The sequence below is a fragment of the Streptomyces sp. NRRL F-4489 genome, from assembly GCF_001509485.1.
Classification (GTDB): domain Bacteria; phylum Actinomycetota; class Actinomycetes; order Streptomycetales; family Streptomycetaceae; genus Streptomyces.
In genome coordinates, this window is the sequence record NZ_LLZI01000068.1 from 1 (window position 1) to 25,747 (window position 25,747).

At 73.3% G+C, this 25,747-nt stretch carries 29 protein-coding genes and 1 pseudogene; 16 read left to right on the forward strand and 14 right to left on the reverse strand.

The window, feature by feature from the left end:
* Both ADL22_RS34570 and gcl read right to left on the reverse strand, forming a co-directional pair.
* Positions 1 to 95 (reverse strand): annotated as a pseudogene (locus ADL22_RS34570) (hydroxypyruvate isomerase); the annotation flags it as partial.
* 137 nt (positions 96 to 232) lie between these two features.
* Positions 233 to 2,014 (reverse strand): glyoxylate carboligase, encoded by a 1,782-nt coding sequence (gene gcl, locus ADL22_RS07885; RefSeq protein ID WP_107116246.1) that lies wholly within the window; start codon positions 2,012 to 2,014, stop codon positions 233 to 235.
* 340 nt (positions 2,015 to 2,354) lie between these two features.
* Between gcl and ADL22_RS35680 the strand changes: the two genes are divergently transcribed.
* Entirely contained in the window at positions 2,355 to 2,528 is a 174-nt protein-coding gene (locus ADL22_RS35680) for a hypothetical protein (RefSeq protein WP_199836243.1), read from the forward strand.
* Between the two features lie 87 nt (positions 2,529 to 2,615).
* Here ADL22_RS35680 and ADL22_RS07890 read toward each other — a convergent pair whose 3' ends face one another.
* A complete protein-coding gene (locus ADL22_RS07890) occupies positions 2,616 to 3,839 on the reverse strand; it encodes an acyl-CoA dehydrogenase family protein (protein ID WP_066975136.1) in 1,224 nt (407 codons plus the stop codon).
* 187 nt (positions 3,840 to 4,026) lie between these two features.
* Between ADL22_RS07890 and ADL22_RS07895 the strand changes: the two genes are divergently transcribed.
* Positions 4,027 to 4,725, forward strand: a complete 699-nt coding sequence (locus tag ADL22_RS07895; protein ID WP_066975138.1) for a TetR family transcriptional regulator — start codon at positions 4,027 to 4,029, stop codon at positions 4,723 to 4,725.
* A 15-nt stretch (positions 4,726 to 4,740) separates the two neighbouring features.
* Here ADL22_RS07895 and def read toward each other — a convergent pair whose 3' ends face one another.
* Positions 4,741 to 5,334 (reverse strand): peptide deformylase, encoded by a 594-nt coding sequence (gene def, locus ADL22_RS07900; RefSeq protein WP_066975140.1) that lies wholly within the window; start codon positions 5,332 to 5,334, stop codon positions 4,741 to 4,743.
* Between the two features lie 186 nt (positions 5,335 to 5,520).
* Between def and ADL22_RS07905 the strand changes: the two genes are divergently transcribed.
* From ADL22_RS07905 to ADL22_RS35685, 5 genes are all read left to right on the forward strand, one after another.
* Positions 5,521 to 6,759, forward strand: a complete 1,239-nt coding sequence (locus ADL22_RS07905) for a MurT ligase domain-containing protein (RefSeq protein ID WP_066975142.1) — start codon at positions 5,521 to 5,523, stop codon at positions 6,757 to 6,759.
* Positions 6,760 to 6,798: 39 nt separating this feature from the next.
* Positions 6,799 to 7,527, forward strand: a complete 729-nt coding sequence (locus ADL22_RS07910; protein WP_066975144.1) for a type 1 glutamine amidotransferase — start codon at positions 6,799 to 6,801, stop codon at positions 7,525 to 7,527.
* 182 nt (positions 7,528 to 7,709) lie between these two features.
* Positions 7,710 to 8,735 carry a 6-phosphofructokinase gene (locus ADL22_RS07915; protein WP_066975146.1) on the forward strand — a complete coding sequence of 342 codons (1,026 nt, stop codon included), beginning with the start codon at positions 7,710 to 7,712 and terminating at the stop codon, positions 8,733 to 8,735.
* A 117-nt stretch (positions 8,736 to 8,852) separates the two neighbouring features.
* Positions 8,853 to 9,812, forward strand: a complete 960-nt coding sequence (locus ADL22_RS07920; protein ID WP_066975148.1) for a cytochrome c oxidase assembly protein — start codon at positions 8,853 to 8,855, stop codon at positions 9,810 to 9,812.
* Between the two features lie 143 nt (positions 9,813 to 9,955).
* Entirely contained in the window at positions 9,956 to 10,114 is a 159-nt protein-coding gene (locus ADL22_RS35685; RefSeq protein ID WP_199836244.1) for a hypothetical protein, read from the forward strand.
* A gap of 31 nt (positions 10,115 to 10,145) precedes the next feature.
* Here the strand turns inward: ADL22_RS35685 and ADL22_RS07925 are convergent, their stop codons facing one another.
* Positions 10,146 to 10,550 carry an SSI family serine proteinase inhibitor gene (locus ADL22_RS07925; protein WP_066975150.1) on the reverse strand — a complete coding sequence of 135 codons (405 nt, stop codon included), beginning with the start codon at positions 10,548 to 10,550 and terminating at the stop codon, positions 10,146 to 10,148.
* Positions 10,551 to 10,763: 213 nt separating this feature from the next.
* Complete coding sequence (locus tag ADL22_RS07930) at positions 10,764 to 12,371, reverse strand: alpha/beta hydrolase (protein ID WP_079063930.1); 1,608 nt, start codon at positions 12,369 to 12,371, stop codon at positions 10,764 to 10,766.
* A gap of 412 nt (positions 12,372 to 12,783) precedes the next feature.
* Here ADL22_RS07930 and ADL22_RS07935 point away from each other — a divergent pair, with 412 nt between their 5' ends.
* The 4 genes from ADL22_RS07935 (at position 12,784) to ADL22_RS07950 (ending at position 14,970) form a co-directional block, all read left to right on the forward strand.
* Positions 12,784 to 13,167: a hypothetical protein gene (locus ADL22_RS07935; RefSeq protein WP_066975154.1), complete on the forward strand. Its 384-nt coding sequence runs from the start codon at positions 12,784 to 12,786 to the stop codon at positions 13,165 to 13,167.
* A 9-nt stretch (positions 13,168 to 13,176) separates the two neighbouring features.
* A complete protein-coding gene (locus ADL22_RS07940; RefSeq protein WP_066975156.1) occupies positions 13,177 to 14,040 on the forward strand; it encodes a hypothetical protein in 864 nt (287 codons plus the stop codon).
* A gap of 70 nt (positions 14,041 to 14,110) precedes the next feature.
* Positions 14,111 to 14,512, forward strand: a complete 402-nt coding sequence (locus tag ADL22_RS07945) for a roadblock/LC7 domain-containing protein (protein WP_066975158.1) — start codon at positions 14,111 to 14,113, stop codon at positions 14,510 to 14,512.
* Between the two features lie 83 nt (positions 14,513 to 14,595).
* Positions 14,596 to 14,970: a hypothetical protein gene (locus tag ADL22_RS07950; RefSeq protein WP_066975160.1), complete on the forward strand. Its 375-nt coding sequence runs from the start codon at positions 14,596 to 14,598 to the stop codon at positions 14,968 to 14,970.
* Positions 14,971 to 14,986: 16 nt separating this feature from the next.
* On the opposite strand, the gene ADL22_RS07955 is transcribed toward ADL22_RS07950, so the two are convergent.
* The 6 genes from ADL22_RS07955 to ADL22_RS07980 all read right to left on the reverse strand — a co-directional run bounded on the left by ADL22_RS07955 (position 14,987) and on the right by ADL22_RS07980 (position 19,615).
* Positions 14,987 to 15,808, reverse strand: coding sequence for an urease accessory protein UreD (locus ADL22_RS07955; protein WP_066975162.1), 822 nt, complete (start codon positions 15,806 to 15,808; stop codon positions 14,987 to 14,989).
* A complete protein-coding gene (ureG, locus tag ADL22_RS07960; RefSeq protein WP_066975164.1) occupies positions 15,805 to 16,500 on the reverse strand; it encodes an urease accessory protein UreG in 696 nt (231 codons plus the stop codon). Before ureG ends, ADL22_RS07955 begins: the two co-directional genes overlap by 4 nt.
* Positions 16,501 to 16,561: 61 nt before the next feature.
* Positions 16,562 to 17,236: an urease accessory protein UreF gene (locus ADL22_RS07965; protein WP_066975166.1), complete on the reverse strand. Its 675-nt coding sequence runs from the start codon at positions 17,234 to 17,236 to the stop codon at positions 16,562 to 16,564.
* A gap of 33 nt (positions 17,237 to 17,269) precedes the next feature.
* Positions 17,270 to 18,991: an urease subunit alpha gene (locus ADL22_RS07970; RefSeq protein ID WP_066975168.1), complete on the reverse strand. Its 1,722-nt coding sequence runs from the start codon at positions 18,989 to 18,991 to the stop codon at positions 17,270 to 17,272.
* On the reverse strand, positions 18,984 to 19,295 hold the full coding sequence (locus ADL22_RS07975) for an urease subunit beta (protein WP_066975170.1): 312 nt from the start codon (positions 19,293 to 19,295) through the stop codon (positions 18,984 to 18,986). Before ADL22_RS07975 ends, ADL22_RS07970 begins: the two co-directional genes overlap by 8 nt.
* 17 nt (positions 19,296 to 19,312) lie before the next feature.
* Positions 19,313 to 19,615, reverse strand: a complete 303-nt coding sequence (locus ADL22_RS07980) for an urease subunit gamma (protein ID WP_026248132.1) — start codon at positions 19,613 to 19,615, stop codon at positions 19,313 to 19,315.
* 533 nt (positions 19,616 to 20,148) lie between these two features.
* On the opposite strand from ADL22_RS07980, the gene ADL22_RS07985 reads away from it, so the two are divergent.
* Positions 20,149 to 21,084 (forward strand): M28 family metallopeptidase, encoded by a 936-nt coding sequence (locus ADL22_RS07985; RefSeq protein ID WP_066975172.1) that lies wholly within the window; start codon positions 20,149 to 20,151, stop codon positions 21,082 to 21,084.
* Between the two features lie 61 nt (positions 21,085 to 21,145).
* Here ADL22_RS07985 and ADL22_RS07990 read toward each other — a convergent pair whose 3' ends face one another.
* Complete coding sequence (locus ADL22_RS07990) at positions 21,146 to 21,460, reverse strand: type II toxin-antitoxin system Phd/YefM family antitoxin (RefSeq protein WP_066975174.1); 315 nt, start codon at positions 21,458 to 21,460, stop codon at positions 21,146 to 21,148.
* A gap of 58 nt (positions 21,461 to 21,518) precedes the next feature.
* Between ADL22_RS07990 and ADL22_RS07995 the strand changes: the two genes are divergently transcribed.
* The 4 genes from ADL22_RS07995 (at position 21,519) to ADL22_RS08010 (ending at position 24,140) form a co-directional block, all read left to right on the forward strand.
* Positions 21,519 to 22,154, forward strand: a complete 636-nt coding sequence (locus tag ADL22_RS07995) for an ATP-dependent Clp protease proteolytic subunit (protein ID WP_066975176.1) — start codon at positions 21,519 to 21,521, stop codon at positions 22,152 to 22,154.
* A gap of 5 nt (positions 22,155 to 22,159) precedes the next feature.
* A complete protein-coding gene (locus ADL22_RS08000; RefSeq protein WP_066975178.1) occupies positions 22,160 to 22,468 on the forward strand; it encodes a hypothetical protein in 309 nt (102 codons plus the stop codon).
* Between the two features lie 414 nt (positions 22,469 to 22,882).
* The gene (locus ADL22_RS08005; RefSeq protein WP_066975180.1) at positions 22,883 to 23,356 is read left to right on the forward strand and encodes a C40 family peptidase; all 474 of its coding nucleotides are present in this window, start codon (positions 22,883 to 22,885) and stop codon (positions 23,354 to 23,356) included.
* Between the two features lie 145 nt (positions 23,357 to 23,501).
* Positions 23,502 to 24,140 carry a GNAT family N-acetyltransferase gene (locus tag ADL22_RS08010; protein ID WP_066975182.1) on the forward strand — a complete coding sequence of 213 codons (639 nt, stop codon included), beginning with the start codon at positions 23,502 to 23,504 and terminating at the stop codon, positions 24,138 to 24,140.
* A gap of 97 nt (positions 24,141 to 24,237) precedes the next feature.
* Here ADL22_RS08010 and ADL22_RS08015 read toward each other — a convergent pair whose 3' ends face one another.
* Positions 24,238 to 25,497, reverse strand: a complete 1,260-nt coding sequence (locus ADL22_RS08015; RefSeq protein WP_079063931.1) for an 8-amino-7-oxononanoate synthase — start codon at positions 25,495 to 25,497, stop codon at positions 24,238 to 24,240.
* Between the last annotated feature and the right edge of the window lie 250 nt (positions 25,498 to 25,747).

The following is a 25,747-nucleotide window of genomic DNA, read 5'->3' on the forward strand; positions in this document are numbered from 1 at the left end:
CCCGCCGCCTTCGCGGCCGCCGGCCGCTCCAGCAACGGAAGCTCGGTGAACAGGATCGACAGGTTGACGTTGAAGCGCGTGTCCGTGAAACCCATAGGGCCCGGCGCTCCTTCCGGATAGCGGATTTCGGTTTTTGCTTTACGGGATGGTGCGGGCGCCGGACGCGGCGGTCAAGCCGCGCCCGGCATCTGGCCGGAACGGGGCCGGAAACCGGCCCCGCCCGGCGCGGGCGTCAGACCTTCAGCGGCTTGATCGCGGTGGGGGCGTGGCCGGGCTCGGTGGCGAGCTCCTCCCACTCGTTGACCTTGTCGATCTCCGCGGCGGCCATCGAGATGTTGGTGATCCGCTCCAGGATCGCCTCGACGACGACCGGGACGCGGTGCTCGGCGGCCAGCTTCTTGGCCTCCTCGAAGGCCGCGCCCAGCTGGCTGGGGTCGGTGACCCGGATCGCCTTGCAGCCCAGGCCCTCGGCGACCTTGACGTGGTCCACGCCGTAGACGCCCAGCTCCGGCGAGTTGATGTTCTCGAACTCCAGGTTGACCTGGAAGTTGATGTCGAAGTTGCGCTGCGCCTGGCGGATCAGGCCCAGGTACGCGTTGTTCACCAGCACGTGGACGTAGGGGATCTTGTGCTGGGCGCCGACCGCCAGCTCCTCGATCATGAACTGGAAGTCGTAGTCGCCGGAGAGCGCGACGACCGGGGTCTCCGGGTCGGCCTTGGCGACGCCCAGGGCGGCCGGGATGGTCCAGCCGAGCGGGCCGGCCTGGCCGCAGTTGATCCAGTGGCGCGGCTTGTAGACGTGCAGCATCTGCGCGCCGGCGATCTGGGAGAGGCCGATGGTGGTGACGTAGCGGGTCTCCGGGCCGAACGCCTTGTTCATCTCCTCGTAGACGCGCTGCGGCTTCATCGGGATGTTGTCGAAGTGCGTACGGCGCTGGAGCTGGGCCTTGCGCTCCTGGGTGGAGGCGGCCCAGTCGCTGCGGTCGGGCAGCTTGCCGGCGGCCTTGAGCTCCTTGGCGACCTCGACGAACAGCTCCAGCGCCGCCTTGGCGTCGGAGGCGATGCCGTAGTCCGGGGCGAAGATCTTGCCGATCTGGGTCGGCTCGATGTCGACGTGGACGAACTTCCGGCCCTTGGTGTAGAGGTCCAGCTTGCCGGTGTGGCGGTTGGCCCAGCGGTTGCCGATACCGAGGACGAAGTCGGACTCCAGGAAGTTGGCGTTGCCGTAGCGGTGCGAGGTCTGCAGACCGACCATGCCGGCGTTCAGCTCGTGGTCGTCCGGGACGATGCCCCAGCCCATCAGGGTCGGGATGACCGGGGTGCCGGTCAGCTCGGCGAACTCGACCAGCAGGTCGGCGGCGTCGGCGTTGATGATGCCGCCGCCGGCCACGATCAGCGGCCGCTCGGACTCGTTGAGGAGCGTGATCGCCTTCTCGATCTGGGCGCGGGTGGCGGCCGGCTTGAAGGCGGGCAGCGGCGCGTAGGTCTCCGGGTCGAAGTCGATCTCGGTGAGCTGGACGTCGATCGGGAGGTCGATCAGGACCGGGCCGGGGCGGCCGGAGCGCATCAGGTGGAACGCCTGCTGGAAGACGCCGGGGACCTGGGCGGCCTCCATGACCGTGGTGGCGGCCTTGGTGACCGGCTTGGCGATCGAGGCGATGTCGACGGCCTGGAAGTCCTCCTTCTGCATCACCGCGGTCGGGGCCTGGCCGGTGATGCAGAGGATCGGGATCGAGTCGCCGGTGGCGGAGTAGAGGCCGGTGATCATGTCGGTGCCGGCCGGGCCGGAGGTGCCGATGCAGACGCCGATGTTGCCCGGGTGGGTCCGGGTGTAGCCCTCGGCCATGTGCGAGGCGCCCTCGACGTGGCGCGCCAGCGTGTGGTCGATCCCGCCCGCGGCCTTGAGCGCCGCGTAGAAGGGGTTGATGGCCGCGCCCGGCACTCCGAAGGCGTTGGTCACGCCCTCGCGCTTGAGGATCTCCACCGCAGCGCGGGCGGCTGTCATTCGAGGCATCGGTACTCCTGCGTCGACCTGTCACGGGCAAGTCCGGCCGAAGAGGCCGGGACCATCAATTCCGCATCATGGAATTAATGTTTTGCTTTATGGAAGGAACGTAGAGCGAGTCGTCCGACCCGTCAAGAGGTGTCCTGGCCAGTGGGCGGGTGGCGCTTGAAACGCGCGGAGGCGGAGGGATGCCGGGCGACCGGGCGGCGTCTCACCATGTGGACGTGGAACTGATCACATACGGGGCCTGGCATGGGCGGGTCATGATTGGGTAGTCGGGCGCGCGGCGGCGCGCGCCACCCGCTGGCCGCCGCCGCCGGCACAGACCGAAATTCTTCAGGAGTCCTCCATGCCCGCCCCCGTCCCAGCCCCCGCGCCCGCCCCGGCGAGCGGTTCACCGATCTACGAGAGCCTCGTCTCGGAACACGGCGACGTGCTCGCCGAGAGCCGCCGCGCCGCCCAGGAGACCCAGCGCGAGGCCGACCGGCTGCTGCACTTCGCCCCGCGCGACGGCAAGGACTGACGCCCGGCACGCGAAAGGGCGGGGGCGGGCTCTCGCCCTGCCCCCGCCCTCCGGCGCGGTGTCCTCGCGTTCCTTGACTTCCTTGCGTCAGCGGATCGGCATCCCCGACAGCGCGCGGGCGATGACCAGCCGCTGGATCTCGCTGGTGCCCTCGAAGATGGTGTAGATCGCCGCGTCGCGGTGCATCCGCTCGACCGGGTACTCCCGCGTGAAGCCGTTGCCGCCGAGGATCTGGATCGCCTGCGCGGTGACCTTCTTGGCGGTCTCACTGGCGAACAGCTTCGACATCGAGCCCTCGGCGTGCTCGAACTTCTTGCCCGTGGTGGCCATCCAGGACGCGCGCCACACCAGGAGCCGCGCGGCGTCGATCTGCGTGCGCATATCGGCCAGTTGGAAGGCCACGCCCTGGTTGTCGATGATCGGGCGGCCGAACTGCTCACGCGTCCTGGCGTACTCCAGCGCCTCCTCGTACGCCGCGCGGGCGGTGCCCACGGCCATCGCGCCGACGGCCGGCCGGGACGCCTCGAACGTCGCCATCGCGGCGTTCTTCACGCGCTCCCCGCCCTTGGCGCGCTCGCGGGCCCGGGCCAGCCGCTCGTCCAGCTTGTCCTTGCCGCCCAGCAGGCAGTGGCCGGGGACCCGGACGTCCTCCAGGACGACCTCGGCGGTGTGCGAGGCGCGGATGCCGTGCTTCTTGAACTTCTGGCCCTGGGAGAGGCCGGGGGTGCCCGGCGGGACGATGAACGAGGCGTGGCCCTTGGAGCCCAGCTCCGGGTCCACCACGGCGACCACGACGTGGACGTTGGCGATCCCGCCGTTGGTGGCCCAGGTCTTGGTGCCGTTGAGCACCCACTCGTCCTTGGCCTCGTCGTAGACCGCGCGGGTGCGCATCGCGGCGACGTCGGAGCCGGCGTCCGGCTCGGACGAGCAGAACGCGGCGACCTTGACGTCACTGGCGTCGCCGTACATCTGCGGGACCCAGGTGCCGATCTGCTCCTCCGTGCCGTTGGCTAGGACGCCGACGGCGGCCAGGCCGGTGCCCACGATGGACAGCGCGATCCCGGCGTCGCCCCAGAACAGCTCCTCCATGGTCATCGGGATGCCCAGGCCGGTGGGGTCGAAGAACTGCTGGGCGTAGAAGTCCAGGGAGTACAGGCCGATCTTGGCGGCCTCCTGGATGACCGGCCAGGGGGTCTCCTCGCGCTCGTCCCATTCGGCGGCGGCGGGGCGTATGACGTCCGCGGCGAAACCGTGGATCCAGTCGCGGACGTCCCTCTGCTCGTCGTTGAGCTCCATGGTGAACTCGGCCATGTCCCCTCCAGTGGTGCGTACAGCCAGCGATTACTTGCGGTAACACGCGCGGTGGCCCGAGTCTGTTACCCGCCAGTAAGGGATGTCAACTCCACCCGGGCCCGATCGCGCCGCGCGGTTCGGGAGACACCGAGCGGGGGTGTTACGTTGCGCGAGCGCCACGCATTCACAAGGGGGCACCACGAGCATGGACAGCATCGACCGCACCGGGCGGACCACCGGGCAGGCCGGCACCGAGCGGCACGGCACGGAAGGCGGCGACCGGCAGCGGTCCGCGACCGAGCGCAGACGGCGGGAGCTGCTGGAGGCAGCCGAACGCATCGTGCTGCGCGACGGCCCGGGCGCGTCGATGAACGCGATCGCCGCCGAGGCCGGGATCACCAAGCCGATCCTCTACCGGCACTTCGGCGACAAGGGCGGCCTCTACCGCGCGCTGGCCGTACGCCACACCGACGCCCTGCTGGCCAACCTCCGGGCCGCCCTGGACGGCCACCGGGTGCGCCGGGACCGGGTCGAGGCCACCCTCGACGCCTACCTGGCCGCCATCGAGGCCCGGCCCCAGGTCTACCGCTTCCTGATGCACCCGGCCGACGAGGACGTCCCCGCGGAGTCCGGTTTCGACGTGGGCCGGCACTCCGCCCCGCTGCTCCGCCGGCTCGGCGAGGAGCTGGCCGAGGTCATCTCCGAACGGCTCGACCTCGGGCCGGACGGCGCGGAGCGGGCCCGGGTGTGGGGGCACGGCATCGTCGGCATGATGCACGCGGCCGGCGACTGGTGGCTGCGCGAACGCCCCTGCTCCCGCGAGCAGTTGGTGCGCCATCTGACCGATCTGCTGTGGGGCCAGCTGGCCACCGTCAAGGACCTGGCGGGCGGTCCCGGCTTCTGACGCCGGGCGGCCGGGTCAGGCCGGCGCCGCGGCGCCGTCGGCGTCGTGCACGGCCTGGGCGTCCGGCCGGCCCGCCGCCCACGGGGCCCGGGCCGCCGCGCGCAGCGCCCGGCGGCGCCGCAGTCCGGTGAGGCGGTCGACGTACAGACCGCCTTCGAGGTGGTCGCACTCGTGCTGGAGGCAGCGGGCGAAGAAGCCGGTGCCGGTCACCGTCACCGGCTCCCCGGTGGCCGTGACGCCCGTCACCACGGCGCGGTCGTGGCGCGGGGTGCCGGCCTCGATACCGGGCAGCGACAGGCACCCCTCGGGGCCGCGGACCACCGGCCCGTCCACCTCCACCAGCCGGGGGTTGACGAGGTGGCCCAGATGCCGGCGGTCCTCGTCGTCGGGGCAGTCGTAGACGAACACCCGCAGCCCGGTGCCGATCTGGTTGGCGGCCAGGCCGACGCCGTTCGCGGCGTACATCGTCGCGAACATGTCCTCGATCAGCGCGGCCAGCTCGCCGTCGAAGGCGGTGACCTCCGCGCACGGGCGGGCCAGCACGGGATCGCCGTACAGACTCAGCGGGCGGGGGCGGCCGGAGCTGCCGGGGAGGGTGCGGTGGCGCATGCGCCCAGCGTACGGGCCGGACGGACCGGATGACGTCACACAGGTGGCGGAGTTCGGGCCGGGCGCCGGATCTCGATAGGCTGCACTCCGACCGAAGCCTCCGGCCGGTCGGCGGCCGCGGAGGAGGCGCTCCCCCGGCGGCCTTCGCGGGCAGGAGCGTGCCGGATGCAAGGAGGATCTAGGACGATGGCAGGCAACACGGAGCCGCTGTCGCCGCGGGCCAAGCTGGCCGTGACGGCCGGCAAGGCCGCGGCAGCGGTGTCGCGCGCGGCGGGACGCGGCAGCGGATCGGTGATCGGTGGCCGGGTGGCGCTCAAGCTCGACCCCGACCTGCTGGCCTCGCTGGCCAGGCACCTCGACGTGGTCCTGGTGTCCGCGACCAACGGCAAGACGACCACCACCCGGCTGATCGCCGAGGCGCTGCGGGCCAGCGGCCCGGTGGTCTCCAACGCGCTGGGCGCCAACATGCCCGCGGGCATCACCTCGGCGCTGGCCGGCGGCTCGGACGCCAAGTACGGCGTCATCGAGGTGGACGAGAAGTACCTGGCGACGGTGGCCCGGGACGTCACCCCCAAGGCCATAGCGCTGCTGAACCTCTCCCGGGACCAGCTCGACCGGGCCGCCGAGACCCGGATGCTGGCCGAGCGCTGGCGCGAGGGCCTGTCCGGCTCCAAGGCGCTGATCGTCGCCAACGCCGACGACCCGCTGATCGTCTGGGCGGCCTCGTCGTCCGCGAACGTGGTGTGGGTCGCGGCCGGCCAGGAGTGGAAGGACGACGCCTGGTCCTGCCCGTCGTGCGGCGGTGTGATGCAGCGGCCGGGCGACGACTGGTTCTGCGCCGAGTGCGGTTTCCGCCGCCCGACGCCGAGCTGGGCGCTCTCCGGCGACCACGTGCTGGACCCGCACGGCAGCGCCTGGCCGATCAAGCTCCAGCTGCCGGGCCGCGCCAACAAGGCCAACGCCACCACCTCCGCCGCGGTCGCGGCCGCCTTCGGGGTGCCGCCGCAGGTCGCCCTGGAGCGGATGTTCGCGGTCCAGGCGGTGGCCGGCCGGTACGACGTGGTGACGTTCCAGGAGCGCGAGCTGCGGCTGCTGCTGGCGAAGAACCCGGCCGGCTGGCTGGAGACCTTCTCGCTGATCGACGGACCGCCCACCCCGGTGATCATGTCGGTGAACGCGCGCGGCGCGGACGGCACCGACACCTCCTGGCTGTGGGACGTGGACTACACCCGGCTCGCCGGGCACCCGCTGTTCGTGCTGGGCGACCGCAAGCTGGACCTGGCCGTGCGCCTGGAGGTCGCCGGACTGGACTTCGAGGTGTGCGACACCCTCGACGACGCGGTGGCGATGGCCCCGCCCGGCCGCATCGAGGTCATCGCCAACTACACGGCCTTCCAGGACCTGCGCCGCCGGGTGGGCAACTGAGTGCGGTCCACCGACAGTCACGGACAAGGACGAGCGAGCATGAGTGACAACAGCCTGCGCGTGGTGTGGGTCTACCCGGACCTGCTCAGCACCTACGGCGACCAGGGCAACGTCCTGGTGGTGGAGCGGCGGGCGCGCCAGCGCCGCCTGGACGTCCAGCGCCTGGACGTCCGCTCCGACCAGCAGATCCCCACCTCCGGGGACATCTACCTGATCGGCGGCGGCGAGGACCGGCCGCAGCGGCTGGCGGCCGAGCGGCTGATCCGCGACGGCGGCCTGGAGCGCGCGGTCTCCAACGGCGCGATCGTCTTCTCGGTGTGCGCCGGCTACCAGATCCTCGGCCACGAGTTCATCAACGACCTCGGCGAGCGGCAGCAGGGCCTGGGGCTGCTGGACGTGGTCAGCACCCGCGGTGAGGGCGCCCGGTGCGTGGGCGACGTACTGGCCGATATCGACCCGCAGTTGGGGCTGCCGCCGCTGACCGGCTTCGAGAACCACCAGGGCGTGACGCACCTGGGCCAGAGCGCCCGGCCGTTCGCCAAGGTGCGGTTCGGCAACGGCAACGGCGTCGGCGACGGCTACGAGGGCGCGTGGAACGACACCGTCTTCGGGACGTACATGCACGGTCCGGTGATGGCCCGCAACCCGCACATCGCGGACCTGCTGATCAAGCTCGCGCTGGACGTCAACGCGCTGCCGCCGGCCGACGACCGGTGGTACGAGGCGCTGCGCCAGGAGCGGATCGCGGCGGCGACCGAGAACGCCTGACGGCCCGTGGGGAACGGCCGGATCCGGGTGCCCAGAGCCCGGATCCGGCCGTTTTCCGTGCGCGCGCGTCCGCACTGCGGGCGCCCGTGTGCCCGGGGGCGGCGCGCTTGTAGGCTGAGCGGCATCCAACCGGACGACGGGGTCCGGGCGTCCGGTTGAGTTTCGATGGGTTTGTACGAGCAATGCGCATTGGTGTCCTCACCTCCGGGGGCGACTGCCCCGGTCTGAACGCCGTCATCCGGTCCGTCGTCCACCGCGCCACCGCCGATCACGGGGATGAGGTGATCGGTTTCCGGGACGGCTGGAAGGGCCTGCTGGAAGGCGATCACCGCAAGCTCGACCTGGACGCCGTCGCCGGCATCCTGGCCCGCGGCGGCACCATCCTCGGGTCGTCCCGGGTGCAGCCGGCCCATCTGCGGGACGGTGTCGAGCGGGCCCGCGGCCACGTCGCCGAGCTGGGCCTGGACGCCGTCATCCCGATCGGCGGCGAGGGCACGCTGAAGGCGGCGCGGCTGCTGTCGGACGCCGGGCTGCCGATCGTCGGTGTGCCGAAGACCATCGACAACGACATCGCGGTCACCGACGTGACGTTCGGCTTCGACACCGCGGTGGGGGTCGCCACCGAGGCGCTGGACCGGCTGAAGACCACCGCCGAGTCGCACCAGCGGGTGATGATCGTCGAGGTGATGGGGCGGCACACCGGCTGGATCGCGCTGCACTCGGGGATGGCGGCCGGCGCGCACGCGATCGTGGTGCCGGAGCGGCCGTTCGACATCGACGAGCTGACCGCGCGGGTCGGCGCGCGGTTCGAGGCCGGCAAGAAGTTCGCGATCGTGGTGGCCGCCGAGGGCGCCAAACCGCGCGCCGGCACCATGCCGTTCGACGAGGGCGGCACGGACGTCTACGGGCACGAGCGGTTCGCCGGGGTGGCCCGGCAGCTGTCGGTGGAACTGGAGCGGCGGCTCGGCAAGGAGGCCCGCCCGGTCATCCTCGGCCACGTCCAGCGCGGCGGCACGCCGACCGCGTACGACCGTGTGCTCGCCACCCGCTTCGGCTGGCACGCGGTGGAGGCCGCGCACCGCGGCGAGTTCGGGATGATGACCGCGCTGCGCGGTACGGAGATCACGCTGGTGCCGCTGGCCGAGGCCGTGGAGAGCCTGAAGACGGTGCCGGCCGAGCGCTACGACGAGGCGGAGTGCGTGCTGTGAGCCGTTCGTAGCTCCCGCGGGACCCCGCGCGCGCGTCAGGCGCCCCCGGCCGATGCCCCGGCCGGGGGCGCCTCTACGCTTGTCGCCGGAGCATTGGTACGAATCAGGAGCGAGCGGATGCATCACAGCGGGCACGGCATGGACGGCATGAACATGGATCTGCCGCCGTTCACGCTGGGGCGGGGCCTCGCGTTCGGTGGTGATGCGTTCTTCCTGGTCGGCTGCGTGCTGGCGCTGGCGCTGTACGGCTGGGCGGTGGTCCGGCTGCGGCGGCGCGGCGACGCGTGGCCGGCGGGCCGGGTCGTGGCGTGGGCGCTGGGCGTGCTGACGGTGGCGGTGTCGATGTGCACCAAGCTGAACGACTACGGCATGGTGATGTTCAGCGTGCACATGGTCCAGCACATGATCGTCAGCATGCTGTCGCCGATCCTGCTGCTGCTCGGGGCGCCGGTGACGCTGGCGCTGCGGGCGCTGCCGGCCGCCGGGCGGGGCCGCAAGGGGCCGCGGGAGCTGCTGGTGGCGCTGCTGCACAGCCGCTACATGCGGGTGATCACGCACCCGGCGTTCACCATCCCGCTGTTCATCGCGAGCCTGTACGCGCTGTACTTCTCCCCGCTGTTCGACTTCCTGATGCAGTCGCGGGCCGGGCACATCGCGATGATGGTGCACTTCCTCGCGGTCGGCCTGGTCTTCTTCTGGCCGATCATGGGCGTGGACCCGGGTCCGCACCGGCCGGGCCACATCATGCGGATCCTGGAGCTCTTCGCGGGCATGCCGTTCCACGCGTTCTTCGGTATCGCGCTGATGATGGCGTCCGAGCCGATGGTCACCACGTTTCTGCACCCGCCGGCCTCGCTGGGCATCGAAGCGCTGGGCGATCAGCAGGCGGCGGGCGGTATCGCCTGGGCGTTCAGCGAGATCCCGTCGGTGGTGGTGCTGATCGCGCTGGTCTTCCAGTGGTACAAGTCCGAGGAGCGGGTCTCGCAGCGCGCCGACCGGGCCGCGGACCGCAACGGCGACAAGGAGCTGGCGGACTACAACGCCTATCTGGCGTCGCTCCACGCGCGGGGGCGGTAGGAAGGGCCCGCGCCGCCGCGGCCGGATCGGGCCGGGCGGTGCGGAAGGTGATCTGGCGGCACGGGCCGCGGCCGGGGACGATGGTCCCAGGCCGCGGCCCGTGGCGTTCGGTGGCGGCGGGCCGCCGTGAGGAGGTTGCGGGTATGCCCGGATCTGCCAGGACGATGGCCGTGTGCACGGTGGGCGCGCTGGTGGCGGCGACCGCCTACACCGTGGTGTTCGGGGGGAACGGCTGGGTGTGGTTCCTGTGGGTGGTGCTGGCGCTGGTGACCGCGGGGGTGGTGGCGGCGCGGCGGGCGTGACGGGGCTGGCCGGAACGGGTCAGAGCACGCGTCAGAAGCGGAAGACCGGTCCGGTGGCGGCGTCCAGGGTGCAGGCGTTGGGGTACTCCCGGTGCCAGTCGACGGGGAGGCCGCGCCAGCTGCCGGAGGCGGTGGCGGTCACCGGGTCGTACTCCCGGGTGCAGAGGTGCGGGTCGCCGGGCAGCGCGTCCGGGTCGCCCTGCGCGCGGGCCAGATCGGCGCAGGCGGCCGCGCCGTGCGGATGGGCGCCGCGGGTGTCCGGGCAGGTCAGCCGTACGCCGCGGAGCCAGCTGTCGCGGGCGCCGGAGACGGTCAGGAAGAGCGCGCCGGCGGGTTCCCCGGCGCGGGCGGCCGGGCCGAGGGCGGCGCACAGGGCCACGGCCGCGCCCGCCGCGGCGGCGGCACGGGAGGTACGGCGTCGGCGGCTCACGGGCATCGGGGCTCCTGGAACGCTCGGGGCGGTGGCGCCGGGGACGGCGCCCGGCGGCCCCAGGCCACTCCCCCGCGCCCCGGCGCACAAGCGGCCACGCCGGGCGGTCGCCCGTACGGACCGGCCGATTCGCGGGTCCGGCGGTACGGGCGGCCGCCCCCGGGTGCCCGTACCGCCGGGGGCGGCCGGAAGGTGCTCCCGGCCGTCCCCGGTGGTGGGTCAGCCGGCGGCCTTGACCGCCTTCTTCTGCGGGACGGGCGTGGCGTGCGGGGCGCAGGTGACGTCCGCCGCGTCCGTGGTGCCCTTCAGGAAGTACGCGTCGACCCGGTCGTTGATGCAGGGGTTGACCAGGCCGGTGACGCCGTGCGAACCGGCGTCCCGCTCGGTGATCAGGCGGGAGCCCGCGAGCCGCTTGTGCAGCTCGACGGCGCCGTCGTACGGGGTCGCCGCGTCACGGGTGCTCTGGACGATGAGCACCGGCGGCAGGCCCTTGCCGGTGCCGACCTCGACCGGGGTCTGCTGCTTGACCGGCCAGCTGGCGCAGGGGAGGTTCATCCAGGCGTTGGACCAGGTCATGAACGGCGCCTGGCGGTTGACCCGGGTGTTGTCGCGGTCCCAGGTCCGCCAGCTGGTGGGCCACTTGGTGTCGGTGCACTCGACGGCGGTGTAGACCGCGTTGCTGTTCTCGGCCTTGATGTTGCCGGCCGTGTCGGCGGGGTGCGGTCCGGCGTTGTCGATCAGCGGCTTGGCGTCGCCGGCCAGGTACGCGCTCCAGACCTGGGCGACCTCGGCCCAGGAGGAGTCGTAGTAGGGGGCGCTCTGGAAGAAGCCGGTCAGCTCGGCCGGGCCGACCACACCGCCGATGGGCTGCTTCTTGGCGGTGGCGCGCAGCTTCTCCCAGGCGGCCTGGACCTTCTCCGGGGTGTCGCCGATGTGGTAGGCCGCGTCGTTCTTGGCGACCCACTTCTTCCAGTCGCCCCAGCGGGTCTCGAAGGCGATGTCCTGGTCGAGGTTGGCCTGGTACCAGATCTTCTCGCGGGAGGGGTTGACGACGCTGTCGACCAGCATCCGGCGGACGTGGTCCGGGAAGAGCGTGGCGTAGACGGCGCCGAGGTAGGTGCCGTAGGAGACGCCGAGGTAGTTGAGCTTCTTCTCGCCGAGCGCGGCGCGGATCACGTCCAGGTCGCGGGCGGTGTTCGCGGTGGTCATCTGCGACAGCACGGTGCGGCCGGTGCGCTCCAGGCAGCCCTGGGCGTACGCGTAGGCGAGCTTGCGCTGGGCGCGCTTGTCGGCCTCGCTGTCCGGCACCGGGTCGGCCTTGGGGGCCTTGGTGAACTCCCGCGGGTCCTGGCAGGAGATGGGCGCCGAGTGGCCCACACCGCGCGGGTCGAAGCCCACGAAGTCGTACGCCTGGGCGGTCTTGGCCCACAGCGGGTTCTTGCCGGTGACGCGGGTCGGGAAGCGCATGCCCGAGCCGCCGGGGCCGCCGGGGTTGTAGACCAGGGCGCCCTGCCGCTGCTGCGGCGTGCCGGTGGCGGCGGCCCGGTCGACGGCGATCTTGAGGGTGCGGCCGTTGGGCTTGGCGTAGTCGACCGGGACGGTGACATAGCCGCACTGGATCGGGGCGGCCAGGCCCCAGTCGGCGGGGCAGTCCTGCCACTTGATGCCGGCCGCGGCGGCCCGGGCGGCGGCGATCGCCACCCCGCGCGCCTCGGTGGTGCCCCCGGGCCGGCGGTCTCCGGCGGCGGCGGGCGTGGCTATCGCGCCGGCGAGGAGCGCGCCGGTCACCAGGGTGCCGGCGGCGCCGAGCGCTGCTGTTCGTCTCACGTGGTTGATCCCCCTGCATGGTGCGCCGCTTGTGGCGGCGATGATCACAGAGCTACAGGGGGATCCTGTCGTGTACGGGCCAGGTTTGACCAGATCGGGCCGTAATTTCTTTATCAATCCGTAGGGTTGGCGCGCCGGCGGCCGGGAAGGAAGGCGGCCGCTCCGGCGCCCGGTAACGGGAGGGCCGGGAGCGCGCCCTGCCCCGGGACGGGCGGTCAACAGAGCGCCGACAACGGGCCGAGGAGAGGCGAGAACAGGTCATTCGGCCCCGGCCGGGCGCATATGCCGGTGCGGTCCGTACCAGCTTCAGTAACCTTCCGCGCAGGCTCTCCCACGCACCGCCATGTGGGGGAGCCTCCGCGTTGTGCCGTGCGCCGCCTGGTGCGGCGCGCCCACCGGAGGGAGATGTCAGGTGCCCGGTATCGACCAGGTGTTGGCCCGCGCGATGGGGATCCCCGGAGTCCTGGGGGCCGGGCTGACCGACTGGACCAGCGGTCTGACCCTGGGGACGGCCGGCCGCGCCCCGCACGGCGACCACGACGCGACCGCCGCGGACACCGCGGAGGTGGTGCAGGCGGTGGCCCGGAACGCCACGTTCGACACCGCCGGCCAGGGCGCCGGGCCGCTGGAGGACCTGATCGTGACGACCGGGGGCGGCTACCACCTGATCCGCCTGGTGCCCACCGCCTTCGACAGCCAGACGTGCCTGCACCTCTGGCTGGACCGCGAGCGGGCCAATCTGGCGCTCGCCCGGCTGCGGCTGCGCGAGCTGGCCGGCGAACTGGCGGGGAGCTGACGGCCCGTCATGACCTCGCTCTCCGCACCCGGCCCGGCCCGTCCGCCGGACGACGCCCCGGATCCCCTGGTCCGGTACGCCGCCGAGCGGGCCACCGGCGCGCTGCGCGGCCCGGACGGCTGCGTCTACCTCCACCAGGGCGCGGTGTACTGCGTCGAGTGCCCGGCGGCCCCGGGGCCCGGCGCCCGGCTCGCCGCGGCCGGGCGGCTGCCGGCGGAGTGCTGGCACCACGCCGAGGAGGCGGCCGGGGCGGACCGGCGGGGCGGGCAGTTCCTCGTCGGCCGGGGCTGGCTGAGCCGCGGCGAGCTGGAGCTGTGCCAGCTGACCGCGATGCTCGACGCGGCCTGCTTCGTGCTGCCGCCGGCGCCCGGCGGCGTGGCGTTCGCCCCGGGCGAGGCGCACTGGCTCGGCGTCGTACGGCCGGTGGGCGCCGGGGCGCTGCTGGCGGCGGTGGCCCGGCGGCGGGCGCAGCTGGACCGACTGGGCGCCTGGGCGGCGGCCGATGGCGCGCCGGTCGTGCCGGTGCCCCCGGAGGAGGCCGGGCGGCGGCCGCTCACCGGGCGGCAGCGGCGGCTGCTGGCGCACGCCGACGGGCGCCGCACACCGGGCCAACTCGCCCTGGCGCTCGGCCAGTCGGCGTTCCTGACCGTCCTGGAGGTGCGGCGGCTGGCCGCGGCCGGCCGGGTGCGGCTGCCCGCGCCGGCGGCGCTCCCCCGGCGGCGCCCGGGAGCGTTCCGGGACGGGCGGCCGGCGGCGGACGCCCCGGTGGGTCCCGCGGTGTGGCGGCTGCCGGACCCGGGCGTGCTGACCACCGCGGATCCGGACACCGCCCTGCTGGTCCGGCTGCGTACCGCACTGGAGGAGAACCTGTGAACCCCTGCGAACCCCGCCCATGAGGCACGTCTTCACCCCGCGTGCCAGGAGAAGGAGCGTCAGAAAGCCGATGACCAGGGAGACCGAGGCGATCGCCGCCGGCGTCCGGGAGGAGCTGCGCGCGCTGCGCGGCCACGTCCGGCAGCTGCACGGCGGGATGGTCGCCAGCGCCGACGGCATGGTGATCGCCCATGACCTGCCGGACATCGAACCGGACGGCCTGGCGGCGCTCACCGCCGCCGCGATCGGGGTGGCCACCCGGCTGACCGACGCGACCGGGCAGGGCGGCTTCGAGGAGTCGCTGACCCGGGGCAGCCGCGGCTATGTCGCGGCGTACGCGGCCGGGAACCGCGCGGTGCTCACCGCCGTGGCGGGCCCGGACACCAACGTCGGCCGGCTGCACCTCCAGGCCCGGCGCACCGCGGCCCGGATCGCGGCGCTGCTGGACACACCGGCCGCGCCGGGCCGCTGACCGCGCCGCGGCCGGACGTACGGGACCTAAAGACCACCGACCACCGCAGGACCACCCACCACCACGGAAAGGCCCCACCCCTCATGACGCAGATGGAAACCGCGCTGGCCGAGGCGATGTCGACGATCGAGGGCGCGATAGGCGTCGCGCTGGTCGACTACACCAGCGGGATGGCGCTGGCCACCCTGGGCGATCCGCAGACCTTCGACCTCAATGTCGCCGCGGCCGGCAACACCGACGTGGTGCGCGCCAAGCTGCGCACGATGGAGATGCTGGAACTCCAGGGGACGATCGAGGACATGCTGATCACCCTGACCTCGCAGTACCACCTCATCCGGCCGGTGACGGGCAAGAACGGCAGCGGCCTGTTCCTGTATCTGGTGCTGGACCGCAAGCGCGCCAACCTCGCGCTGGCGCGCCACCGCCTCGCCCGTCTGGAGACCGATCTGGAGGTGTGAGCCTCCGGCCCCCCGGTCAGCCGGCCGCGGCCTCGTCGAGCAGCCGGCGCAGCGCCAGGCCGTCCGGGGCGACCGCGGTGGCCAGTACGGCGGGTCCGGGGAGCGGCGCCAGGACGCCCTGGCCCCGGGCCGCGTCCTCGCCGGCGGCCGCGCCCAGCAGCCGTACGCCGGCCGGCTTGTCGCCGAACTCCGGCCCGGCGGCCAGGAATTGGCCGACGGCGCGGTGGCCGCCGAGGACGGCGGAGCTGTTCCAGCCCGGTGCGCCGGGGCCGTAGGAGGTCTCCTGGTCGAGCAGCGTCCGCCCGTCCTGACGGATCGTCAGGCGGCTGCGCAGCGCACCGGTCCGCTCGCCGCTGCGGCCCAGGACCTGCTCCTCGCGGAAGACCAGGCGGGCGGTGGGGGCGAGGTCGATGGTGGTGGTCATGCGCAGATCGCTGCCCTCGGCGGAGATCAGCGGTTCCGGCAGCCATTCGAGCCGGGCGCCGTCGCCGACGGTCAGGTGCACGTCGTAGGTGGCCTGGGCGCCGGTGCGGCCGGGCAGCGCGACGGTGGCCGCGGCGGCGGTGATGCGCAGTGAGGCGCCGGCCTCGGCGGTGGCCTCGATGCGCAGCCGGTCGCCGCCGATCGGGGCGCTCATGGCGCCGATCACGCAGACCCGGGCCTGGTCGGCGTGCGCCTGGATGCGGCGGAGCGCGAACGGGCCGGCGCCGTCCAGGACCGGCAGCCGGGTGGTGCCGCCGGCGTCGGCCCGGGCGGTGATACGGGCGGTGGCCCGCAGGCCGCCCGCCGGGAGGGCGGGGGCCTGCGGGGCGCCGGTGCGGAGCAGGGTGCCGGTCATGCCTGGGCCGCGGTCCAGTTCGCGAGCTGCGCCTTGACCCACTCGGCGACCGGCGCCACGCCGCCGGGCTGCTTGAGGGCGGTGAAGGCCACCGGGAGGTCGCCGCGCTGCGCCTTGGCGTCCCGGGCCATGCCCTCCAGGTCGACGCCGACGTAGGGGGCGAGGTCGGTCTTGTTGATGACGAGCAGGTCGGCGGTGGTGACGCCGGGGCCGCCCTTGCGCGGGATGTCGTCGCCGCCGGCGGTGTCGATGACGAAGATCTGGGCGTCCACCAGGCCCTTGGAGAAGGTGGCGGTGAGGTTGTCGCCGCCGGACTCGACCAGCACCAGGTCGAGCGGGCCGACGGTGTCCTCCAGGTCCTCGACGGCTTCGAGGTTGGCGGAGATGTCGTCGCGGATGGCGGTGTGCGGGCAGGCGCCGGTCTCCACCGCGGTGATCCGCTCGGTCGGCAGGACCGCCTCGCGGCGCAGGAACTCGGCGTCCTCGCGGGTGTAGATGTCGTTGGTGACGACGGCGATGGACAGCTCGTCGCGCAGCGCCCGGCACAGCGCGGCGACGGTGGCGGTCTTGCCGGTGCCGACCGGGCCGCCCAGGCCGATGCGCAGCGCGCGCCGGCGGCCGTCGGGGCGGACGGGCGACGCGGCGCTGTAGGTGTGGCGCTCGGGGAAGCCGTCCTGGTGGTCGAGGTGCATGGGTGCCTCCGGTGGGTCGTGCGGCCGCGGGGTGCGCGGCACGGTGGTGCGGGCGGGAAGGTCAGGACGCGAAGAGCCGGACCGGCCAGGCGGCGTGTGCTTCGGCGGCGATGTCGAGCAGCGGCGCGGAGGCGGCGGGCAGGGCGCCGAGTCCTTCGGTGGCGGCGCGTTGCGCGGCGTCGGCGGCCTGCTCGGCGACCTGTTCGAGGTCGCCGGTGAGGTGCGCGAGGACGGCGGTGGCGTCGAAGGGGTCCAGGCTCAGCAGGCGGACCGCGGCGGTGGCCGGGCCGCTGATGTTCTCGTACCCCACGGCGTACGCGGCGTCCAGCGGGGTCAGTCCGGCGGACCGGGCGGCCAGGCCGAGGACGACGGGCTGGTGGGCGCCGCGCGGGCGGGCCGCGGCGAGCGCGTCGAGTTCGGGGCCCGGCCAGGTGGCGCGGGCGGCCCGCATCATCTGCCGGCCGAGCCGGCGGGCGACGGCGCGCAGCGCCGGGACCGGGGTCCGGGCGTCGGCGGCGTCGTCGAGGAGGAGCGGGTCCAGGCCGGCCGCGGCCGCGGCGGCCAGTCCGGCCGCGACCAGTCCCGCGGTGTGCAGCCGCCCCCGGCAGAAGACTTCCAGGGTGGCGGCGTCCTTGATGTGTCCCGCGGTGACGGCCGGTTCGGCGCCGCCCGAGTGGGCGTGCCCTCCGGCGGGAAACCGGCCGTCGGCGAGGACGAGCAGCGCAGCGCGGCTCATCGATGGTGCTCCGGATCTTTCGGTGGCGGTACGTCAGAAGAGGAAGTACCGCTGGGCCATGGGCAGTTCGGTGGCGGGGCTGGGTTCGACCACCTCGCCGTCGATGGTCACCGTGAAGGTGTCCGGATCGACGTGGACGCGCGGCAGGGCATCGTTGTTGATCATGTCGGCCTTCTTGACGCCGCGGGTGGAGCGGATGGCCTCGAAGGACTTGGCCAGCGGGAGGCGCTCGGGGAGGTTGTCCTCGATGGCCTGCTGGGAGACGAAGTTGAACGAGTTGCTGCCCGGGGCCTTGCCGGTGGCGCCGAACATCGGGCGCGGCAGGACCGGCTGCGGGGTGGGGATGGACGCGTTGGCGTCGCCCATCTGCGCGTAGGCGATCTGGCCGCCCTTGATGACCAGCTGCGGCTTGACGCCGAAGAACGCCGGGTCCCACAGGACGAGGTCGGCGAGCTTGCCGCTCTCGACCGAGCCGACGAGGTGGTCGATGCCCTGGGCCAGGGCCGCGTTGATGGTGTACTTCGCGACGTAGCGGCGGGCGCGGTGGTTGTCCGCGCGGCCGTCGCCGGGCAGGGCGCCGCGGCGGCGCTTCATGACGTGGGCGGTCTGCCACGTCCGCATCACGACCTCGCCGATCCGGCCCATGGCCTGGGCGTCGGAGGACATGATCGAGATGGCGCCGAGGTCGTGCAGGATGTCCTCGGCGGCGATGGTGGAGGGCCGGATCCGGGACTCGGCGAAGGCCAGGTCCTCCGGGACGGCGGGGTTGAGGTGGTGGCAGACCATCAGCATGTCGAGGTGCTCCTCGACGGTGTTGACGGTGTGCGGCCGCGTGGGGTTGGTGGACGCGGGGAGCACGTTCGGCTCCGACACCATGGCGATCATGTCGGGGGCGTGGCCGCCGCCGGCGCCCTCGACGTGGAACGCGTGGATGGAGCGGCCGGCGATGGCGGCGACGGTGTCGCCGAGGAAGCCGGCCTCGTTGAGGGTGTCGGTGTGGATCGCGAGCTGGGCGCCGCTCTCCTCGCAGACCGACAGGCAGGCGTCGATGACGGCGGGGGTGGCGCCCCAGTCCTCGTGGATCTTGAAGCCGAGGATGCCGGCCCGCAGCTGGTCGCGCATCGACGGCAGGGACATGGTGTTGCCCTTGCCGAGCAGGCCGACGTTGACCGGGAAGTTGTCCATCCCCTCGAAGAGCCGGGCGACGTGCCAGGCGCCGGGGGTGATGGTGGTGGCCTTGCTGCCCTCGGCGGGGCCGGTGCCGCCGCCGATCATGGTGGTGATGCCCGCGGCCAGCGCCTCGTCCGCCTGCTGGGGGCAGATGAAGTGGACGTGGGTGTCGATACCGCCGGCGGTGAGGATCTTGCCGTTGCCGGCGATGACCTCGGTCTCCGGGCCGATCACCAGGTCGGGGTGGACGCCGTCCATGGTGTCGGGGTTGCCGGCCTTGCCCAGGGCGGTGATCCGGCCGTCGCGGATGCCGACGTCGGCCTTGACGATGCCCCAGTGGTCGATCACCACGGCGCCGGTGATGACGGTGTCCGGGGCGCCCTCGGCGCGGGTGGTCCGCGACTGGCCCATCGACTCGCGGATGACCTTGCCGCCGCCGAAGACGGCCTCGTCACCGGCGCGGCCGGGGCCGCCGGAGAGGTCCTCGGTGATCTCGACGACCAGGTCGGTGTCGGCGAGCCGGATGCGGTCGCCGGCCGTCGGGCCGAAGAGGTCGGCGTACTGCTGGCGGGTCAGTTCAGCCATCGAGGGGACCTCCGGTCTGGCCGCGCAGGCCCACGACGATCCGCTTGCCCCCGATGGGGATCAGCTCGACCTCGGTGGGGATGCCGGGCTCGAAGCGCACGGCGGTGCCGGCCGCGACGTTCAGCCGCTTGCCGTGCGCCGCGGCGCGGTCGAAGTCGAGGCCGGCGTTGGCCTCGGCGAAGTGGTAGTGGGAGCCGACCTGGACGGGGCGGTCGGCGGAGTTGAGGACGGTCATGCGCGTGAGGGGGTGGCCGTCGTTGAGGCGCACCGGCTCGTCGGCGTAGAGGATCTGTCCCGGGATCATGTCTTCTTCTCCCGTGGTCAGTTGATGGGTTCGTGAACGGTGACGAGCTTGGTGCCGTCGGGGAAGGTGGCTTCCACCTGGACGTCGTGGATCATCTCCGGGACGCCTTCCATGACGTCGTCGCGGGTGAGGACCTTCCGCCCGGAGGACATGAGCTCGGCGACGGTGCGGCCGTCCCGGGCCCCTTCGAGGATGTGCACCGTCAGCAGCGCGATGGCTTCGGGGTGGTTGAGCTTCACCCCGCGGGCCCGCCGCTTTTCGGCCACGTCTGCCGCCACATGAATCAACAACCGTTCCTGCTCATGCGGGGTCAGTTGCATACGTTCCACCTCACAGGTTTGCACCCGGGCGCATTTGCCCAGGTCACAGGCATGGACACACCTGTGACGTTAGATGTACCACACAATGTTTAAAGGGCCAGCAAAACAACTTTCAGCACTTGGCCATCAACTGCCCCACGCGCTCAGGCTAGTTCGGCGGGATTTCGACGCCGTTACGGGGGCGGTGTTTTCCGGCGGCCTTGCCGCGCCTGCCGTAACACACCGGAAATCACCGGCTGTTACCGGCCGGCGACCGGAATGGGAGCCTTCGCTTTCCGCTCCCGGCCACCGGGGTTGTACGGAATCGTGGTGGCGAATTCCACACCCTCAATCCCCTTCCGGAATACGGAAAAACGGCCGGGAACCTCCCAACCAAACGGAATATTCGCCATAAACCAGACGGCATTCCGCTGCACGGACGCGAGTGTCCGGTATCCGCTCTTGACACTTTTCAAACACCCTCGCAATCCTCATGCACGCGTCAATAATGTCCGCTCCGGGGCAACCCCCCACAACAGCATCGGAGCCCTTACGTGACCCGCTCCTCGCGTATCCGCCGCGCGGCCCTCGCCGCCGGCGCCTGCACCGCCGTCGCCGCCCTGCTGGGCACCGCGCCGGCCGCGCAGGCCACTCAGGCGGCGCCGGACATCCCGGTGGCCGCCGTCAAGGCGCACCTCGCCCAGCTCCAGTCCATAGCCGACGCCAACGGCGGCAACCGCGCCCACGGGCGGCCCGGCTACCGGGCGTCGGTGGACTACATCAAGGGCAAGCTGGACGCCGCCGGCTTCACCACCAGCCTCCAGCCGTTCACCAGCGGCGGCGCCACGGGCTACAACCTCATCGCCGACTGGCCGGGCGGCGCGGAGGACGCCACCGTCCTGACCGGCTCGCACCTGGACTCCGTCGACGCCGGCCCCGGCATCAACGACAACGGCTCCGGCTCGGCCGGCATCCTGGAGGTCGCGCTGGCCGTCTCGCGGGAGCACCTCAAGCCCGCCAAGCACCTGCGGTTCGCGTGGTGGGGCGACGAGGAGGACGGCATGGTCGGCTCCAGCCACTACGTCGACGCCCTCGGCGCCGACAGCTCCAAGATCTCCGCGTACCTGAACTTCGACATGATCGGCTCGCCGAACCCGGGCTACTTCGTCTACGACGACGACGCGAAGCTGGAGAAGGTCTTCAAGGACTGGTTCGCCGCCAAGAACATCGCCACCGAGCCGGAGACCGAGGGCGACGGCCGCTCCGACCACGCCCCCTTCAAGGACGCCGGCGTCCCGGTCGGCGGGCTCTTCTCCGGGGCGGACTACATCAAGACCGCCGCCCAGGCCAAGGCGTGGGGCGGCACCGCGGGCAAGGCGTTCGACGCCTGCTACCACCGCTCCTGCGACACGTCCCGGAACATCGACGACACCGCGCTGCACAACCACACCGACGCCATCGCCAACGCCGTCTGGCAGCTCAGCTCCTGACGCCCCGGCGGGGCGGGCGGCCGTCCGCCCCGCCCTCGTCCCCGTCTCCGTATCCGTTAGGTCACCTCTCCCGACCCGGTCGCCGATCCCCGGCGGCCGGGTCGCGGTGTTCCGCGGCGATGCCGAAGCGCCGGCGTTCGCCCGGAGCGGACGCCAGGGGGCGCACGGAGGAGACCGTGCTGATCACCTGCTCCTGCTCCGCGGCCTCCTCCTCCCGCCTCAAGTCCTCAAGTCGTTGCAGGTCAGCGGCGGACACCAGCGCCACGAGGGGTTTGCCGTGACGGGTGACGACCACCCGCTCGCCGCCGTAGACGACGCGGTTGATCAACTCCGCGAGCTCGGCCCGGGCTTGCGTCACCGGAATTTCGTAGGCCATGCTCCCATTCTAACGGGACGTACGTCCTGTACATTTTTTACAGAGGAAGGGAGCAGCCATGCTGCGGCCGACGGCGCGCTACGTCCTGCCCGAGTTCACCGAGCGCACCAGCTACGGGACCCGGACCATGGACCCGTACTCCAAGCTCCTCGACGAGCGGATCGTGTTCCTGGGCACGCCCATCGACGACGCGAGCGCCAACGACGTGATGGCGCAGCTCGTCCACCTCGAACACGCCGCGCCGGACCAGGACGTCTCGCTCTACATCAACTCCCCCGGCGGCTCGGTCACCGCGATGTGCGCGATCTACGACACGATGCGCTACATCTCCTGCGACGTGGCGACGGTCTGCCTGGGCCAGGCGGCCTCGGCGGCGGCGGTCCTGCTGGCCGCGGGCGCCCCGGGGAAGCGGATGGCGCTGCCGCACGCGCGGGTGATGATCCATCAGCCCTCGCTCTCCGAACCGGTCCGCGGCCAGGCCGACGACCTGCGGATCCAGGCGGAGGAGGTGCTGCGCACCCGCGATCTCCAGATCGACATGCTGGCCCGGCACACCGGGCAGTCCCCGGAGCGGATCGCCGCGGACAGCGAGCGGGACGCCTTCTTCGACGCGCCCGCCGCCCAGGAGTACGGCCTGATCGACGGGCTCACCCGGGGCCGCAAGCGGTCCGCCGTCCCGGTCGGCGGGCGGTGAGGGGCATGTGGCCGCCCGAACTCCCGCCGCTGCCCGCCCTGACCCGCGCCGAGGGTGAGCTGATCGACCGCTATCTGGAGGCACTTGACCTGCTCGGCCGGATCAACCCGGCCCGCGGCACCAGCACCTACGCCTCGCTGCGCGCCGCCCAGGCCCTGGTCCGCGCCTCCGCGGGACTGCGGGACGCCCTCGCGCTCATGCACAGCCGGGGCGAGAGCGAACTGCACACCGAGACCCTGGGCCGGGCGCTGCGCGTCCTGGACGGCGAGCGCCGGGCCCGGCGGGTGACGGTGCCGCCGCGGGAGGGCGCCTGACAGGCCGGCCGGGGGCTGCGGCCGCCGAACGGGGCCCGGGGCGGGGCGCGTCGCGGGGGTGCGCGCCGGTCCGTCCCGGGACACGTACGGCTCCGGAGTGCACAGACGGCGTAGCGTCCGCGGCTGCGGTAAGGGGGCGAGGAATTGCGCGGGTCGCCGGAGATTCCGGTGGTGCCGGGGTTTCGGCGCTGGTCCCGGCCGCGTGCGCACGCCGTTCACCGGCCCGATCCGGACGAATCCGCCCATTCGGCGCAAACGTGACCAATATCACAGACGGCATTTTCAGCTCGGAAATCGGGTGGGTGGTGCGTGACGATCCCTGGGACGACAAGACCCCGCCACAGCGACGGGGCGGTCCGGACGGACAGCTGCATCCCGCCGTCGTCCGGATCACCGGCTGACGAAGGGTTGCGCATGACCATGCGCGTGCAGATGCCGCATCTGCTGGCGCGTGCCGGCACCGTCTCCGCCCTCACCCTGGTCACCCTGGGAGGGCCCATACCGGCCCACGGGGCCGCCCCCGAGGCCGAATTGGCCTCCGTCTCCGCCAAGGCGCTGCGGATCGCCGCCTCCAAGCAGGGCGCGCCCTACAAGTACGGGGCGCAGGGGCCGAACAGCTTCGACTGCTCGGGGCTGACGCTGTACTCCTTCCGGCGCGCCGGGCGGGCCCTGCCGCGCACCGCGGCGCAGCAGTACCGGCACACCGAGCACGTCTCCCGGTCCGCCCGCAGGGGCGGCGATCTGGTCTTCTTCCATTCCGGCAGCGGCGTCTACCACGTCGGGATCTACGCGGGCGAGGACCGGATCTGGCACGCGCCCAAGGCCGGCGCGGTGGTCCGCCTGGAGCGGATCTGGAGCCGCGCGGTGTGGTACGGGCGGGTGCGGTGACCGGCGGGTTCGCCGCCTGGCGGGTCCGCTGACCGGCGGGCGGGCCGGCGGTACCCGCGGGCCCGCCCGGGGGCCTGTGGACGACGGCGGTCCGCCGGGCTGTGGACAACGGCCGGGTGTCAGTGGCGTTCGGTAACTTGGCGGTATGGACCGGGAACTGAGCAAGCTGCTGGCGGCCGCGGCGCGGGGCGCCTTCCCGCCCGCCGACGGCGCGGTGACGGTGCTGCCCGCACCGTCGCCGCGGGACGCCGGGGTGGTGTCCTTCACCGCCCACTCCGTGGTCTTCGCCGATGTGCCGCCCGCGTGGGTGCGCGAGCGGATACCGCCCGGCGATCTGGCGGCGCCGCTCAACCCGCCGTTCCTCAGCGCGCTGGGCGCCCGCACCGGCCGGGAGATCGGGTGCGTCGACCTCCTCACGGTCGCCGACGCGCTGCCCGGCCCGCCCCCGGTCGCACTGGCCGAGACGGCCGGTGCCGATCACCCGCGCATCGCCCGCGCGCTCCGGCACCGCGACGCGGTGCGCGCCTGGACCACCGGCGACGGCGGCACGGTGGTGATCGGCCGCGGGGTGGCCGGCCGCTGGGAGCTGGCCGTGGAGGTGGCCGACCCTGCCCGGGGCCGCGGCCTCGGCCGGGCCCTGGCCCGCGCCGCCCGCCATCTCATACCGGACGGCGACCTGCTCTGGGCCCAGGTCGCCCCGGGCAACGCCCGCAGCGTACGGGCCCTGTTGGCGGCCGGGTACCGCCCGGTGGGGGCGGAGGCGCTGCTGGTTCCGGCGGGTTGAGGGGTGTGCGTGCCGGTGGGGGCCGGCGTTCCCCGCGGGCGGGCCGGCCGAGCCGTGCCCGGACCGTGCCCCCGGAGCGGCCCGCCGCCCCGGGGCGTCAGCCCGTCAGCGTAGGCGCCGTGGCCACCACCGTGCGGACGGCATCGTTGAGCTGACGGCACGTCAGGTCGGCGCGGGCGGTCAGGCGCAGGCGGGAGACGCCGTCGGGTACGGACGGGGGGCGGAAGCAGCCGACGGCCAGGCCGGCCGCGCGGCAGTCGGCGGCCCAGCGCACGGCCGCGTCCGGCGAGGGCGCGCGGACGGAGATCACCGCGGCGTCCGGGCGGGCCGCGCTCAGGCCGGCCGCGGTGAGCCGGGCGTGCAGGTCCCGCGCCACCCGCCGGACCCGGGCCGCGCGGTACGGTTCCCGGCGCAGCAGCCGGAGCGCGGCGAGCGCGCCGCCGGCCGCGGCCGGCGCCAGCCCGGTGTCGAAGATGAACGACCGGGCGGTGTTGACCAGATGCTCGATGACCCGGGCCGGGCCGAGCACCGCGCCGCCCTGCGCGCCGAGGGACTTGGAGAGCGTCACGGTCGCCACCACATCGGCGTCCCCGGCCAGTCCGGCGGCCCGCAGCGCGCCGCGGCCGCCCTCGCCCAGGACGCCCAGCCCGTGCGCGTCGTCGACCAGCAGCGCCGCGTCCCGGGTGCGGCAGGCGTCGGCGAGGGCGGCCAGCGGCGCGGCGTCGCCGTCGACCGAGAAGACCGCGTCGGTGACCACCAGCGCCCGGCCGCCGTGGCCGGCCAGCGCGGCGCGGACGGCCGCCGGGTCGGCATGCGGGACGACCTCGGTGCGGGCCCGGGAGAGCCGGCAGCCGTCGATGAGCGAGGCGTGGTTGCCGGCGTCGGAGACGACCAGGGTGCCGGGGGCGGTGAGCGCGGTGACCGCGGCGAGGTTGGCGGCGTAGCCGGACGAGAGCACCAGCGCCGCCTCGAAGCCGCAGAACGCGGCCAGTTCGTCCTCCAGCGCGGCGTGGAGTTCGGTGCTGCCGGTGACCAGCCGGGAGCCGGTCGCGCCGGCGCCCCAGCGGTGCGCGGCCGCCGCCGCGCCGCGGGTGACCTCCGGGTGCCGGGCCAGCCCGAGGTAGTCGTTGCCGGCCAGGTCCAGCAGCGGGGAGTCGGCGGGCCGGGGCCGCAGGGTGCGCACCAGGCCGGCCCGCCGGCGCTCGGCACGGGCGGCGTCCAGCCAGTCGAACGCCGCGCCGGAGGCCGGCCGGAGGGCCGCGGCGGGCCGCCCGCCGGACGGCGCGGCGGTCGGCGCGGCGGTCGGCGCAGGCGGGGTGTCGTCGCGCGGCAGCGGCGGGGCGGAGTCCTGCGGCATCGGCGTCCTTCGTCGTCGGGCGGCACCGGGAGCGGTCCCGTACCGGGGCGGGATGCGGTCCCGTACCGGAGTGGCGTACGGTCCCGGGGGCGGCGCTTCCCGGCAACGGGCCCGCGGGGACCGGATTGTGGGCTGTCGATAGACGTTAGCGGTCGTTCCACACGGAGACGGTGTGGTGATGCACACACCCCGATTACCGGGCATTGGAGGATTCCTCCATGGTCGGCGGGGTGCGGCGTACGCGAGGATC